Source organism: Streptomyces sp. HUAS ZL42, from assembly GCF_040782645.1.
Lineage (GTDB): Bacteria > Actinomycetota > Actinomycetes > Streptomycetales > Streptomycetaceae > Streptomyces.
Window position 1 is genome coordinate 4,790,311 of record NZ_CP160403.1, and the last position, 14,348, is coordinate 4,804,658.

At 69.6% G+C, this 14,348-nt stretch carries 10 protein-coding genes and 1 pseudogene; 6 read left to right on the forward strand and 5 right to left on the reverse strand.

What is annotated here, in order from left to right; translation table 11 throughout:
• The first annotated feature begins 242 nt into the window (after positions 1-242).
• From ABZO29_RS22005 to ABZO29_RS22015, 3 genes are all read left to right on the forward strand, one after another.
• Positions 243-1,910 (forward strand): VWA domain-containing protein, encoded by a 1,668-nt coding sequence (locus ABZO29_RS22005; protein WP_367321903.1) that lies wholly within the window; start codon positions 243-245, stop codon positions 1,908-1,910.
• Between the two features lie 154 nt (positions 1,911-2,064).
• Complete coding sequence (gene metG / locus ABZO29_RS22010) at positions 2,065-3,783, forward strand: methionine--tRNA ligase (RefSeq protein WP_367321904.1); 1,719 nt, start codon at positions 2,065-2,067, stop codon at positions 3,781-3,783.
• Positions 3,784-3,826: 43 nt separating this feature from the next.
• Positions 3,827-4,192 (forward strand): PH domain-containing protein, encoded by a 366-nt coding sequence (locus ABZO29_RS22015; RefSeq protein ID WP_367321905.1) that lies wholly within the window; start codon positions 3,827-3,829, stop codon positions 4,190-4,192.
• Between the two features lie 65 nt (positions 4,193-4,257).
• On the opposite strand, the pseudogene ABZO29_RS22020 reads toward ABZO29_RS22015, so the two are convergent.
• The 4 genes and pseudogenes from ABZO29_RS22020 to aspS form a co-directional block, all read right to left on the reverse strand.
• Positions 4,258-4,602: pseudogene (locus tag ABZO29_RS22020) on the reverse strand (pectate lyase); the annotation flags it as partial.
• A 320-nt stretch (positions 4,603-4,922) separates the two neighbouring features.
• Positions 4,923-5,927, reverse strand: a complete 1,005-nt coding sequence (locus tag ABZO29_RS22025; protein ID WP_367321906.1) for an intradiol ring-cleavage dioxygenase — start codon at positions 5,925-5,927, stop codon at positions 4,923-4,925.
• Between the two features lie 126 nt (positions 5,928-6,053).
• Complete coding sequence (locus ABZO29_RS22030) at positions 6,054-6,428, reverse strand: hypothetical protein (RefSeq protein ID WP_367321907.1); 375 nt, start codon at positions 6,426-6,428, stop codon at positions 6,054-6,056.
• Between the two features lie 272 nt (positions 6,429-6,700).
• Positions 6,701-8,464 (reverse strand): aspartate--tRNA ligase, encoded by a 1,764-nt coding sequence (aspS, locus tag ABZO29_RS22035; protein ID WP_367321908.1) that lies wholly within the window; start codon positions 8,462-8,464, stop codon positions 6,701-6,703.
• A gap of 177 nt (positions 8,465-8,641) precedes the next feature.
• Here aspS and ABZO29_RS22040 point away from each other — a divergent pair, with 177 nt between their 5' ends.
• From ABZO29_RS22040 to ABZO29_RS22050, 3 genes are all read left to right on the forward strand, one after another.
• Entirely contained in the window at positions 8,642-10,795 is a 2,154-nt protein-coding gene (locus tag ABZO29_RS22040; RefSeq protein WP_367321909.1) for a SpoIIE family protein phosphatase, read from the forward strand.
• Between the two features lie 166 nt (positions 10,796-10,961).
• Entirely contained in the window at positions 10,962-12,560 is a 1,599-nt protein-coding gene (locus tag ABZO29_RS22045; protein WP_367321910.1) for a hypothetical protein, read from the forward strand.
• A 95-nt stretch (positions 12,561-12,655) separates the two neighbouring features.
• Positions 12,656-13,126, forward strand: a complete 471-nt coding sequence (locus ABZO29_RS22050) for a carboxypeptidase-like regulatory domain-containing protein (RefSeq protein ID WP_367321911.1) — start codon at positions 12,656-12,658, stop codon at positions 13,124-13,126.
• A gap of 122 nt (positions 13,127-13,248) precedes the next feature.
• Here the strand turns inward: ABZO29_RS22050 and ABZO29_RS22055 are convergent, their stop codons facing one another.
• Positions 13,249-14,295, reverse strand: a complete 1,047-nt coding sequence (locus ABZO29_RS22055; protein WP_367321912.1) for an AI-2E family transporter — start codon at positions 14,293-14,295, stop codon at positions 13,249-13,251.
• Positions 14,296-14,348 lie beyond the last annotated feature (53 nt).

Below are 14,348 nucleotides of genomic sequence, written 5' to 3' on the forward strand. Positions count from 1 at the left end.
CACGTTTGTGCGGGAACGGGGCGCCGTGGTGAACCATGGGTGAACCCGGGGTGTCCGTCGGGAAGTTGGGGTCCTGTCGGGTGACGGCGGGAGCACGCGGAACGATGACTGAACGGCGCTCTTGACGGCGACCGGGTCCTATGGGCCATCCCTCCCCAAGATCGTCACCAGGGGCGGCTAACCTTACGTGTCCGTCCTGGCCAGGGATTGACGGGCTTCAACTCACGCGAAGGGTTGCGCACATGGGCATTCTCACTCTCCTGCGGAATGCGTTCGGTCGGTCACGCAAGGGGCGTGCCGCCGAAGCAGAGGGTGCGGAACGGGCATCTTCGCAGGTGGCGGAGGGGACGGTACCGTCCCCGGCGACCGAACCGGAGCCGACTTCCACCGCCCCGGTCCCGGAGCCGCGCAGGTCCGTGGAGCCCGCCGAGGACGACGAGCACGAGCTGGTCTCGGCGGCCTTCGACAACGTGACGGTACCGAAGCAGACGCCGCCGGCGGACGAGCCGGTGGCCGAGGTCATGCCGGAGGAGCCGTCCGCCGAGCCCGAGCCGGTGGAACCTGTGAAGGCGCAGGAGGTCTTCGAGGCGCTGGAGGTACTGGACACCCTGGAAGCGGCGACGGAGCCGACGGCGGAAGCCGTCCCGCCCACCGACGCGGAGTCCGAGCCCCTCTCCGAGCCGCAGCCGACCGCAACGGAAACGGAACCGGAGCCCGCAGCCACCGAGCCGGCGCCGGTGGCCGCTGAGCCCGAGACCGAACCGGAGCCGGCCGCCGCGGAAGCGGAACCGGAGCCCGCAGCCACCGAGCCCGAGCCCGAGCCGGTGGCCGCTACGACCGAGGCCGAGCCGGAGCCGACCACAACGGAAACGGAACCGGAGCCCGCAGCCACCGAGACCGAACCGGTGGCCGCTGAGCCCGAGACCGAACCGGAGCCGGCCGCCGCGGAAGCGGAACCGGAGCCCGCAGCCACCGAGACCGTGCCGGTCGCCGCTGAGCCCGAGACCGAAGTGGAGCCGGAGCCGGCCGCCGCGGAGCCGGAGCCCGTAGCCGCCGAGCCCGAGCCCGAGCCGGTCGCCGCTGCGGCGGCGACCGAACCCGCAGCCGCCGACGGCGAGGACGCCCCACTGGGGCCACCCGCACCCGACGACGAAAGCAGCACGGGCGGTGCGGGTGGGAACGACTCGGCCGAAGGCGAAGCCGAGACCGAGACCGAGACCGAACCGGTAGCCGCCGGGACGGCCACCCCCGCCCTGACCCTCGCCCGCCTCAAGACCCGCGCCCCCGGCCTCGCAACCGCCTACAAGGCCGCGACAGCCACCCTCACGGAAAAGAACCTCACCGGCGCCCGAGCGAAGCTCTACCTCGTCCTCGACCGCTCCGCGAGCATGCGCCCGTACTACAAGGACGGCTCCGCACAGGCCCTCGCCGAGCAGACCCTCGCCCTCGCCGCGCACCTCGACCCCGAGGCCACGGTCCACGTCGTCTTCTTCTCCACGGAAGTGGACGGCACCGCGGACCTCACCCTCACCGATCACGAGAACAAGATCGACGAGGTCCACGCCGGCCTCGGCCGCATGGGCCGTACGAGCTACCACGCGGCGGTCGAAGCGGTCATCACCCACCACGAGAAGTCCGCGGAGCCCCACGCCCCGGCCCTCGTCGTCTTCCAGACGGACGGCGCCCCGGACGCCAAGACCCCCGCCACCCAGTCCCTCACCGACGCCGCGAAGAACCACCCCTCCGTCTTCTTCTCCTTCGTCGCTTTCGGTGAGCACGACAACAAGGCCTTCGACTACCTCCGCAGACTGAAGACCGACAACGCGTCGTTCTTCCACGCGGGCCCGACCCCCCGCGAGCTCACGGACACCGAGCTCTACGAGGGCGTACTCGCGACCTGGCGCCCGTAACACCCGAAGAACCGAAGAACCGAAGAACCGAAACAACCCGAAGATCAACCCTGGGCCGCCCCCTTCCACCCCTCAATACGGAAGGCGGGCGGCCCACCCATGTCGGCTACGATTTCAAGGTTCGTAAGACGACCGACCTGGGAGCAGCCCCCCGATGGCTCGACACCTCATCACCAGCGCCCTTCCGTACATCAACGGGATCAAGCACCTGGGCAACATGGTGGGGTCCATGCTCCCGGCGGACGTGTACTCCCGGTACCTGCGCCAGCGCGGCCACGACGTCCTCTACATCTGCGCGACCGACGAGCACGGCACCCCCGCCGAGCTGGCGGCGAAGGAGCAGGGACTCCCGGTCGACGAGTTCTGCGCGCAGGCGCACGACGCCCAGAAGGCGGTCTACGACGGCTTCGCACTGGCTTTCGACTACTTCGGCCGGAGCTCCAGCCCCCAGAACGTCGAGATCACCCAGCACTTCGCCCGCCGCCTCAACGAGAACGGCTTCATCGAAGAGCGCGCCATCCGCCAGGTCTACAGCCCGACCGACGGCCGTTTCCTCCCCGACCGCTACGTCGAGGGCACCTGCCCCCACTGCGGCTACGACAAGGCCCGCGGCGACCAGTGCGAGAACTGCACCCGGGTGCTCGACCCCACCGACCTGATCAACCCGCGCTCCGCGATCTCCGGCTCCACCGACCTGGAGGTCCGCGAGACCAAGCACCTCTTCCTCCTCCAGTCGAAGCTCCAGAGCGAGGTGCGGGAGTGGGTGGCCCGCCACGACAACGACTGGCCGCAGCTGGCGTCCTCCATCGCCCACAAGTGGCTTAACGAGGGCCTGCACGACCGTGCGATCACCCGTGACCTGGACTGGGGCGTCCCGGTACCGGCCGACACCTGGCCGGAGCTGGCGGCGGAGGGCAAGGTCTTCTACGTCTGGTTCGACGCCCCGATCGAGTACCTGGGCTCCACCAAGGAGTGGTCCGACAAGGACCCGCAGAACCGTGACTGGAAGTCCTGGTGGTACGACGTCGACACCGACGTCCGCTACACGCAGTTCATGGCCAAGGACAACGTCCCGTTCCACACGGTGATGTTCCCGGCCACCGAGCTCGGCGTCCGCGAGCCGTGGAAGAAGGTCGACTACGTCAAGGCCTTCAACTGGCTGACGTACTACGGCGGCAAGTTCTCCACGTCCCAGAAGCGCGGCGTCTTCACCGACCAGGCCCTGGAGATCCTGCCGGCGGACTACTGGCGCTACTTCCTGATCGCCAACGCCCCGGAGTCCGACGACTCGTCCTTCACGTGGGAGCACTTCACCGCGACCGTCAACAAGGACCTCGCCGACACCCTCGGCAACTTCGTCAACCGCGTCCTGTCCTTCTCCCGCAAGCGCTTCGGCGACGACGTCCCCGCGGGCGGCGAGCCGGGCGCACCGGAGGCGAAGCTGGGCGAGGAGATCGCCGGACTCCTGGCCGAGTACGAGTCGCACATGGAGTCCCTCCAGTTCCGCAAGGCGGCCGCGGCCCTGCGCGCCCTGTGGTCCGCGGGCAACTCCTACCTCGAGGAGAAGGCCCCCTGGCTGGAGATCAAGACCGACAAGGACGGCGCGGCCCTCACCCTCCGCACGGCGATGAACCTGATCCACCTGTACGCGGTGGTCTCGGAGCCCTTCATCCCGGCCACGGCGGCCACGATGCGCGCGGCCTTCGCCCTGAAGGACGACGTGGCCACCTGGGTCACGGCCGACGAGGCGAAGTCCCTGACCACGGTCCCGTCCGGCACCCCCTTCACGGTCCCCCCGGTCCTCTTCGCCAAGCTCACCGACGAGGACCTGGCGGCGTACAAGGAGCGCTTCGGCGGCGAGCCCGCGGAGTAGTCCGTACGCAACCCCGCACCCCGCGTTCGGCGTCCCCCCGTACATGGCACTGTTCGGAAACGCCCACACCGTCAATCCCGGCAAGGCCCAGCAGGACTACCAGCGCCTGCTGGGTCACGGGGAGCAGGTGCAGGCCGCGTACCTGCTCATCCGCGACACCATCCTGTTCACCGACCGGCGCCTGATCCTGGTCGACAAGCAGGGGCTCACCGGCAAGAAGGTGGAGTACCACTCCGTCCCGTACCGCAGCATCACGCACTTCTCGGTCGAGACGGCCGGCCATTTCGACCTCGACGCCGAGCTCAAGATCTGGATCTCCGGAACGCACGAACCGATCGAGAAGACGTTCACCAAGGGCGTCGACATCTACGAGGTCCAGGCGATCCTCACGCAGTTCGTGGCGAGGTAGACGGCGCGAACAGGTGACGCGAGGGCCGGGGCTCGTGGTCTCCCGGCCCTCGCGTGTCTCGGGTCCTACTTGAGCACGCCCGCGCCGGTCGTCGTGGACAGCGTCGTGGGCAGATTCCTCGCCGAGGACTCCAGGCCCGCCGTGAGCGTCGGCGTCCAGTTGACGGTCGTCTTCAGGTCCTTCGACGAGGCGGCGTTGTACGCGGCGACCAGGTCGGTCGGCGTGCCGTTGACGAGGTTGCCGCTGCCCTTGACGGCGCCGGTGCCGTCGCCGCTGAGCAGCTTGGCGACCTTGCCGCCGGACGGCAGCTTCCAGTAGTTGTTCTCCGCGACGACCTGGGCCTTGGCGCGGGAGTTGATGCTGTACTGCGTCGTGTAGCCGTTGAGGGCGGCGGCGTCGTAGAAGTCGTGCTCCCCTGGCCCGCGTCGGCCAGCTGTGCACCGCTGCCGCCGCCGCCTCCGCCGCCCGGCCCGCGTAGGAATCCGTGTCGCCCAGACTGTTCTCGCTGCCGTCGGCAAGGATCACCGTCACCTCCTCCGCGTCGGTGGCCGCGATCGCCGCGCCGGAGGAACTGGAGACGTCGGCGCCGTGACCATCGGGGAAGAGTCTTTGAGACTGCTGTCGGATCCCTTAAGCGACTTTGAGAAGTACGGGGAGTGGCCCTGCGGTGAACTGGGCACGGTGGGCGCCAGAGCTCAACCACGGGGCCGGACGGCTCCCCGTACGGGCGTCAGCTCGCCGAAGACGAGGGCGAGGCCGTGTCCGAGGCGGACGCGGACGCTCCCGGCTGGACCGCGTCGTCGGTGCCGTCGTGCGTCACGTCCGGGTCGACGCCCATCGTGAGGAAGCCGAGAACGCCCTTCGCGATGTTCTTCCTGTCGTACTTCAGCTTGAGCAGGCCGCCCTGCGTGCCGCTCTGGTCGTAGATGGTGTCCTCGGTGAGCGTGGTGCGTTCGGTGGTGCTGGTGGAGTACGGCTCCACCTCGGCGGAGGCGAGGACGGACTCCTCGTCGAAGAAGAACTGTCCGGTGTGGCAGGTGTGCCCGCCCTCGTAGCCGGCGTCCGTCCACTCGCCGTCCACATGCACCTTGGTGTGGATGTGGACGGTACGGCCGCGGTACCAGCCGGGGAAGATCGTCTTGAAGGTGACGCGTCCCTGCTTGTCGGTCTTCCAGGTGCCGCGCAGGTAGCGCTCGTCGTCGGTGGGCTCCTCGTGCTGACCGCCGCCACCGGTCCCGCCGGAGGGCGCACCGGACGGCGGCTCGCCGGTGGGCGTGCCGGTCGGGCTGCCGGAGGGGGCGTCGGTCGGCGCACCGCCGCCGCCACCGCTGGACATGCTCTCGTAGCCGGAGTAGATGCCCAGCGCGTCGCAGTGCCAGATGTCGACGGCCGCGTTGCCGATGGGCTTGCAGGTCTCCGAGTCGATCACCTTGAGGCTGAGGGTGAGCGGAATGCCCTCCTTGTCCTCGGTGATGTCCTGGCGGATCTTGTCCGCGTCGATGTAGTAGGGGCCCTCCGTGGTCTCCGAGGTGAGCTTGTAGCAGGCCTCCGCGCTGCTGCTCGCCGAGGCGGTGGCCCCGGCGCCCTTCCCCTTGGTCTCACCTGCGAAGGCACCGGCGGCGAGCGTGCCGCCCACGCCCACCGCGGCGGCCGCGCCCGCACCGGCGACGACGACCTTGCGGCGAGTGAGGTCCCGCTTGTGTTTCGGCCCTTGGGCCGGCTGGTTTCCCGTCATGGGCAGGGAAGCTAGGGAGGAAGGCTGTCAACGACGTGGGAAAGGCCTGTGCTTTCCCACGCAAAGGCAAAGGCAGTCCGAAATCATGGCCTGTTCCGAGCCTCCTTCCAGCCATGGGCCCCGGCTTCACCCCTGGGTCTGCAGAACGGCTCCGGCGCCCAGCGCCGCACGCGCCGTCCGGAGGTGGTCCAGCCCCTCCCGGGCCGTTCGCGTCACCTCCGCGTACTCCGCCACCGTGCGGGCTTCGGCCAGCTGGGCGCGGGCGGCGCGGTGGCACTCCGCGGCGCTTGTCAGCGCGCGTGCCGCGCTCTCGTCCGCCGCCGCCCAGGTCCGCGGGTCGGGCGGGACCAGGCTTCCGCCCAGCCGCACCAGCCAGTGGTTGGCCTCGGCCTCCGCGTCCAGATCGGACAGGCCCGGCTTGCGCCGCGAACGCCGTCGTACGACGACGCCGAAGACCGCTCCTGCGATCAGCAGCACTGCGAGCACGATCATGTACACCATGGCGGCTCCTCTTCCTGTCTTCCGGCGAATCCCGGCCGTGCGGGGCCGTCTCACCCCGTACGTCCCATCACACGCCCTCGCGCTGTGCGCATCCGACGAGAAACCTGTGCGCCCGCTGATGACTTCCCAGGAGGCCCGGAACCCGAGAGCGAGGCCGATGTGCTCGGCTGGGGCGGCGCGTCCTGCCCTCTTCTCCGCGTATGCAAAAGGGACCGGAAATCGACGGGCGATTTCCGGTCCCTCTGCGATCCCGCCTTCAAGGGCGGTTTGCCTTACTTCGGCTGCGGCTTCCGCACCGACAGGTGCAGCTCCTTCAGCCGCGCCTCCTCCAGCTCCGTCGGAGCGCCCATCATCAGGTCCTGGGCGTTGCCGTTGAGCGGGAAGGCGATCGTCTCGCGGATGTTGGGCTCGTCCGCGAGGAGCATCACGATGCGGTCGACACCGGGCGCGATACCACCGTGCGGCGGGGCGCCGAAGCGGAAGGCGCGCAGCATGCCGGCGAACTTCTCCTCGACGGTCGCCCGGTCGTAGCCCGCGATCTCGAAGGCCTTGAGCATGATCTCCGGCTCGTGGTTCCGGATCGCGCCGGAGGACAGCTCGACACCGTTGCAGACGATGTCGTACTGCCAGCCCAGGATGTCCAGCGGGTCCTGGGTCTCAAGGGCCTCCAGACCGCCCTGCGGCATGGAGAACGGGTTGTGCGAGAAGTCGATCGCGCCGGTCTCCTCGTCCTTCTCGTACATCGGGAAGTCGACGATCCAGCAGAAGCGGAACACGCCCTCCTCGAAGTGGCCGGCGCGCTTCGCGGCCTCGACCCGCACCGCACCCATGACCTTCGAGACCTCGTCGAACTCGCCCGCGCCGAAGAACACGGCGTGCCCGGCTGCCAGCGACAGGCGCTTGGTCAGCTCGGCGACGTTCTCCTCGGTCAGGAACTTCGCGATCGGTCCGGTCAGCGAGCCGTCCTCGGCGACCCGGACCCACGCCAGGCCCTTCGCGCCCAGCGACACCGCGAACTCGCCGAGCTGGTCGAAGAACTTGCGCGGCTGCGACGCGACGTCCGGCACCGGCAGCGCCCGCACGTGCTTGCCCGCGAACGCCTTGAACTCGGAGCCCTCGAAGACGTCCGTGATGTCCACCAGCTCCAGCTGGGCGCGCAGGTCCGGCTTGTCGGAGCCGTACTTCAGCATCGCCTCGCGGAACGGGATCCGCGGGAACGGGGACGTGACATGACGGCCGTTGCCGAACTCCTCGAACAGTTCGGTCATCAGCGTCTCGACCGGCTGGAAGACGTCCTCCTGCTCGACGAAGGACATCTCGATGTCGAGCTGGTAGAACTCGCCGGGCGAGCGGTCCGCGCGCGCGTCCTCGTCGCGGAAGCAGGGCGCGATCTGGAAGTAGCGGTCGAAGCCGGAGATCATCAGCAGCTGCTTGAACTGCTGAGGGGCCTGCGGCAGGGCGTAGAACTTGCCCGGGTTCAGACGGGAGGGGACCACGAAGTCGCGGGCGCCCTCCGGGGAGGTGGCGGACAGGATCGGCGTCGCCATCTCGTTGAAGCCCAGCGCCGTCATCTTGTGGCGGATCGCCGAGATGACCGCCGTACGCAGCAGGATGTTGCGGTGCATGCGCTCGCGGCGCAGGTCCAGGAAGCGGTACTCCAGGCGCCGCTCCTCGTTGACCCCGTCCTCGGTGTTGATCGTGAAGGGGAGCGGCGCGGCCGCGCCCAGCACCTCGACCTCGCCGACCTCGATCTCGATCTCGCCGGTGGGCAGGTCCGGGTTGATGTTCTCCGTGCCGCGGGAGACGACCTGGCCGTCGACGCGGACCACCGTCTCCTTGGAGAGCTTGTCCAGGGTCTCGTACGCCGTCGTGCCCGGGCGGGCGACGAGCTGCGTGATGCCGTAGTGGTCGCGCAGATCGATGAAGAGGATGCCGCCCAGGTCGCGCCGATTGTGCAGCCAGCCACTCAGCCGGACGTCGGTGCCGACGTCAGAGGCGCGGAGCTCGCCGCAGGTGTGGGACCTGTACCGATGCATCGTCGTTCATCCAGTCTTCGCGGATCGGGGCGTTGTTTCACGTGAAACTCCCCCAAGGGTACCGGGCACCCCAAGATCGGCTCCCCACCATTACGGGCGGCCACGGCCCGACCGACGACACCCTCCGTCGTGCACTATCGGTGGCATCCCTCGATCTCCTGTTCTTAAAGTGGGGCAATGCGCACTGGCGAGCATCTGCCCGCCGTGGGGGAGGTCCTCGCCACCCTCGCGACGGGCGTCTGGCACTGGGACACCGCCACCGAGCTGGTCACTGTCGACGCCGAGGCGGCTCGACTGCTCGGCCTGCCCGCGAAGGAGACGGCTCTGACACAGGCCCAGGCACGGGCCCGCCTGCACCCCGTCGACTGGAACGAGATCACCGGAGTGATCCAGCTCGCCGTCGCCGAGGGCACCCTCGCCGAGGTGCGGGTGCGGATCATGGACGACCAGGGGCGGATCGTGCGGGTCGCGCGCAGCCGGTCCAAGCCGGCCTTCGATCCCGTGACCAAGACGTACGAGGTGATCGGCACCCTCCAGGAGGTCACCGAGCCGTCGCCGGGAACCCCGGCGGGCCGCAGCGCGGTCACCGGCGACTGGCGGCGCTCCCGGGAGGCGTTCCTGCTGGACGCGGGCCGGGCACTGGCGGAGGCACGGTCCACGGCGGAGGTGCTGCGGGTCGCGGCAGGCCTCGCGATGCCGGGCTTCTCACCGGACGGGCTCGCGGTCTTCGGGGTGGAGGGCGACCGGCTGACGGTCATAGGCCACCACGGGCAGCAGCCGGGCGACGAGGGTCCCTTCACACACATGTCCCTGGCGACCGACTATCCGGCCGCCGAGGTCGTCCGCACCGGCCGGGCCGTCTATCTCCCCTCGCCCGACCAGTACAAGGCCCGCTACCCCCTCACCTGGCCCCTTGCGGCGCACTTCGGCCGGCAGTCCTGGGCCTTCCTGCCGCTGACCGTGGCCGGACGCACGATCGGCGCGTGGATGGCGGCCTTCGCCTACCCGGTGACGTTCAACCCGGACGAGCGCTCCGTGCTGACGACCGTCGCCCGCATGCTCGCGCAGGCCCTGTCGCGGGCCGAGGCCGCCGAGTCGGCGCGCGAGCTCACCGACGGGCTGCAGCGCTCGATGCTCCCCACTCTCGGCCCCGAGATACCGGGCATGAGCATCGCCGCCCGCTACATACCGACCGGCGGCGGGCTCCAGGTCGGCGGCGACTGGTACGACATGATCCCGCTGCCTGGGGGCACCTCCCGAACGGAGTTTGGGGGAGGACGGTTCGCCCTGGTCATCGGCGACGTGCAGGGGCACGACGTGCGGGCGGCGGGCCTGATGGGCCAGCTGCGCATCGCCCTGCGGGCATACGCCGCCGAGGGCCACCGGCCCGACGCGGTGCTCTCCCGCGCCTCCCGCTTCTTCTACGGCCTCACACACTCCGACGACGGCAAGGGTCCGGCCGACCTGCGCTTCGCGACCTGTCTGTACGTCGAGGTAGACCCGGTGACCGGGGTCCTGGAGGCCGCTCGGGCCGGCCATCTGGACCCGGTGATCCGCATGGCGGACGGGACGGTGCTCGTCCGGGCCACGGACGGCGGCCTGCCCCTGGGCATCGACCCGGACGGCGACTACCCCACCACCCGGCTCGCCCTGGAACCCGGCGAGTCCATGATGATCTGCACCGACGGCCTCCTCGAGACCGGCGGCCACGACATCGACACCGGGTGGAAACGCATCCGCATGATCCTCGAGGAGCACGACGGCGACCTGGAAGGGCTCGCCGACGCGCTTGTCCAGGCGGTGCACGGCCCCTCCTCGCACCACACCACCGGCCCCCTGGCCGACCGCCGCGAGGACGACATCGCGGTGCTGCTGCTGGGCCGGCAGGGGGAGGGCTGCGGGTGCGGGGACACCGTGTCCGTACGGCCCACGGTGCGGCGCACGATGCTGACCGTCGCGCAGGTCGAGCACGAGCGGGTCTCCGTGGCCCGGCAGCAACTGCGCGAACTGCTGCACGACTGGGCCAGCGAGGACCAGCTCGACTCGGCGGTGCTCCTGGTCTCCGAGATGCTCACCAACGTCCTCGTGCACACCGACGCCGACGCCCTCCTGGTCGCCGAGGTGACCGGCGCACCCGGCGAGCGCCGGATGAGGGTCGAGGTCACCGACACCAGCGACGACCTCCCGCACAAGCGCAGCCCGGGGGAACTGGCCTCGTCGGGCCGCGGCCTCGTACTCGTCGAACTCCTCGCGGACGCATGGGGGGTGGCGCCGCGCGGGGAGGGCAAGAGCATCTGGTTCGAGCTCTTCGAGAGGAACGGATCCGAGTAAGCAGCCGGATTTTCCGCCAGAATCCATATTCCGCCTTTCAGGTACTTCTTGATCAAGAGCTCTCTTTTCTCCCAGGCAATTCCCTACCCTGCTCCCAGGATGTCCGCAGGATTCCCCCGATGCGCGGCTGCCGTGCAACCGCGCACACTCGAAATGAGGACCTGCTTTGGCATCCAGAAGGAGAACTCGTCTGGTTCTGCCTGCCCTGCTGGCAGCACTGGCGCTGAGTTCCGGCCTGGCGCAGTCGGCGGTCGGTGCTCCGGCGCACCAGGGCGACCCCCCGTCCGCCATCGTGGCGAATGACCACATCAGCGCGTCCACCGCGAAAGTCGTGACCCCCAGCGGTCAGGCCGCGCCCGACAGGGAGACTCCGGTGCCCCCGCCGCGGCTCACCGCCACCTCCAAGCAGTTGCAGGAGTCGCAGGCGCTCAGGCCTCCCAAGCGCCCTGACGTCAAGGGGCGGTCTGCTGCCCTTGCCCCGCCCGCGATCCAGGCCAACTTCGAGGGGCTGAACCAGGGCACCTCCACCCTGCGGCCACCGGACACCCACGGCGCGGCGGGACTCAACCACTTCGTGGAGGTCACTAACGGCCGTGGCGTCGGGGTGTTCCGCAAGTCGGACGGCGCGTTGGTGAAGAACGTGTCGTTCGCCAGCTTCTTCGGCTACACAGCACAGACGATCTTCGACCCGCGGGTCGTCTACGACAAGAAGTGGAACCGCTGGGTCATCGTCGCCGAGGCGTTCCAGGAGAGCTCCACCGTCCAGAACGTCTTCGTCGCGGTGTCCACGACCTCCGACCCCACCGGCTCCTTCTTCGTCTACCGGTTCGACGCACCGGAACCCGCGGGTGATTTCTTCGACTACCCGCAGCTCGGTCTCGACCAGGACGCCGTGATCGTCACAGCCAACATCTTCACGGGGAACACGTACGTCCGCTCCCGGGTGTTCGGCATCTCCAAGTCGGACATCTACAACGGACGCGGTTTCAGTGTCCCGTACATCAACCTTGGTGCGTACGGCACCGTGGCACCCCCGATCGTCGAGGACAACAACGCGAACGACTTCCTCGTCGCGGCCAACGCCGGCACGCCCAGCACACTGAAGCTGTTCCGTGCCACCGGCTTCGGCCGGAGCAACGCGACCGTCTTCTCCCCCGTCAACGTCCCCGTCGGGACGTGGGGTGTGCCGCCGGACGCCCGTCAGCCGGGAACCACGGACCGTCTCGACAGCCTGGACGGCCGTTTCCAGAACGCCAGCACGCAGATCGGCAACCGGCTGCTCAACGTCCACACCATCAACGCGGGCGGCTTCGCCACCCCGCGCTGGTACTCGATCAACACCAGCACCAACGCGGTCTCCGAGAGCGGAGTGTTCTTCGAGGCTTCGGACTCGGACGACTTCAACCCCTCGATCGTCGGTTCAGGCGTCGGTGCCCCCTCAGGGAACCCCATCGGAAGGATGTTCTTCACCTGGTCCTCGACCGACGCGGTCGGGACGGGTCAGCACCAGGCCCGGGTCAAGGGCAGTGGTCGCCTGGCCACGGACCCCGCCAACCTCACGGGTGGCACGACCTTCACCACTGCAACGGTCGCGTACAACCCGTCGTCCAGCACCGTCGAGCGCTGGGGCGACTACTCCGCGGTCACGATCGATCCGGTCGCGTCCGGCACCTGCGCCGTCGGCCAGCGCGCCTGGATCGTGAACGAGCGGCAGACCAGCTCCACCCTGTGGGGTTCGAGGTTCGGACGGCTCGGCTTCTGCTGACCGCCGACTCCCTCCGCTGACCAGCACGTCTACGGTGGAGGGAAACAGGGTCCGGGTGGACGGCTTGGCCACCCGGACCCGAAGGGGTGAGTGCCATGCCGGAGCTGTCCTACCAGCCTCTTCACCGCCCCGCCCCGCGGGGAAGGCCTGCACGGCAGCGCCGCGCGGCAGCAGCGGCCCCGCTGGTCCTCCTGATCCTGCTCGTCACCGCGTGCCAGGGGTCACTCGGCCCCGAGTCCAGCACCTCCGCGACGCCGCAGTCCGGGGTGAAGGGTGTCGTCGTCGTGTATCCCACCTGCCCTGTCGAGGGCCTTCCGGCCGACGACGGCCAGTCCTGCGAGCCGGTCCCCACCCGGGCGGCCGTGCAGGCTTACGGCGCCTCCGGCAGCGTGGTGGCGACCGAGCGCAGTGGTCATGACGGCAGGTTCCAACTGGCCCTGCGGCCCGGGGCATACGTCCTGCGGGCCACGGCCGGGCCGGGCACCACATGTCATCCGATCGACGTCACCGTCTCGCCGGGCACCTTCACGGATGTGACGGTCCACTGCGACACGGGCATCCGCTGACGGCCCACGGAACGCGGTGGGACTACGGGTGGTGAGGAGACCGCGTTGCCCACCGCTTCCACCCACTCGGCGCCCACGCTCGGCTTCTCGCACATCACACGACAGCACGGACCTTCGACCGGCTACGAGTCCGCAGACACGTCCGCCCCGTACCGGGCACGGAATTCGTGGAGCACCCCGAAGGCGGCCGCGGTCAGCGGCACGGCGAGCAGCATCCCCAGAATCCCCGCGACGGACGCCCCCGCCGTGATCGCGAGCATGACGACCGCGGGGTGCATCTGCACGGTCCGGCTCTGGATCATCGGCTGCAGCACATGCCCCTCGAGGACCTGCACGGCGAGGACGATCCCGAACGTCCACAGGGCGATGACGAACCCACGGTCGGCGAGCGCGACCAGCACGGACACGGCGCCTGAGAGGAACGCGCCGAGGTAGGGGATGTAGGCGCCCACGAAGACGAGCGCGCCCAGGCCGACGGCGCCCCGGACGTCGAGGATCAGCAGGCCGACGGTGATGCAGATCGCGTCGATGAAGGCGATGAGGGTGGTCCCGCGCATGAAGCCCTCGACCGCCCGGTAGGCGCGGCGGGCCATGGCCTCCACGGTTTCGCCGGTCCCGTGCGGTGCGAGGGAGCGCAGGGCGTCGGCGGCCTTGTGCGAGTCCCGCAGGAAGAAGAAGACGAGCAGCAGCGCCAGGACGGCCATCGCGATGCTCTCGCCGACGACGCTGACCCCGCTGATGACGTTGGACGCGGCGGTGCCGCCGAACTTGCTCAGCAGCTCCTTGGAGTTGGAGGCCAGGTCGTCCAGCGAGGTCCCGGCCGCCCCGAAGTGGTCGGCCAGGCCCTCAGCCGCGTCCTTGAGCGAGGCGACGATCTGGCCTCCGGTGTCGATCAGCGCGGCGACGACGATGTAGACGGCCCCGCCGACCACCGCGACGACGGCGACGCAGGTCACGGCCGCGGCGACGGACCGCTGGACCTTCGCCCTGACCAGCCGCCGGTGGACGGGCCCGAGGAGCGCTGTCCCGAGGAGGGCGAGCAGCACCGGCGTGACGGCGGTCCGCAACTCCACGCACAGGCGGATCCCCACGAAACCGACCCCGGCCACGAGCAGCGCCACCGCACACCAGGCGGCAAGACGTCGCACGGGCTCGGGCAGCAACTGCACGTGTCCAGCGGATCACGCACGGGCCGCCCTGTCCTGCCCGGACGGCCCGCGAG

Excerpts from the sequence above, each read along its gene's own strand:
- ABZO29_RS22005 (WP_367321903.1), top strand. The coding sequence starts at position 243 with ATGGGCATTCTCACTCTCCTGCGGAATGCGTTCGGTCGGTCACGCAAG.
- metG (WP_367321904.1), top strand. The coding sequence starts at position 2,065 with ATGGCTCGACACCTCATCACCAGCGCCCTTCCGTACATCAACGGGATC.
- ABZO29_RS22015 (WP_367321905.1), top strand. The coding sequence starts at position 3,827 with ATGGCACTGTTCGGAAACGCCCACACCGTCAATCCCGGCAAGGCCCAG.
- ABZO29_RS22025 (WP_367321906.1), bottom strand. The coding sequence starts at position 5,927 with ATGACGGGAAACCAGCCGGCCCAAGGGCCGAAACACAAGCGGGACCTC.
- ABZO29_RS22030 (WP_367321907.1), bottom strand. The coding sequence starts at position 6,428 with ATGGTGTACATGATCGTGCTCGCAGTGCTGCTGATCGCAGGAGCGGTC.
- aspS (WP_367321908.1), bottom strand. The coding sequence starts at position 8,464 with ATGCATCGGTACAGGTCCCACACCTGCGGCGAGCTCCGCGCCTCTGAC.
- ABZO29_RS22040 (WP_367321909.1), top strand. The coding sequence starts at position 8,642 with ATGCGCACTGGCGAGCATCTGCCCGCCGTGGGGGAGGTCCTCGCCACC.
- ABZO29_RS22050 (WP_367321911.1), top strand. The coding sequence starts at position 12,656 with ATGCCGGAGCTGTCCTACCAGCCTCTTCACCGCCCCGCCCCGCGGGGA.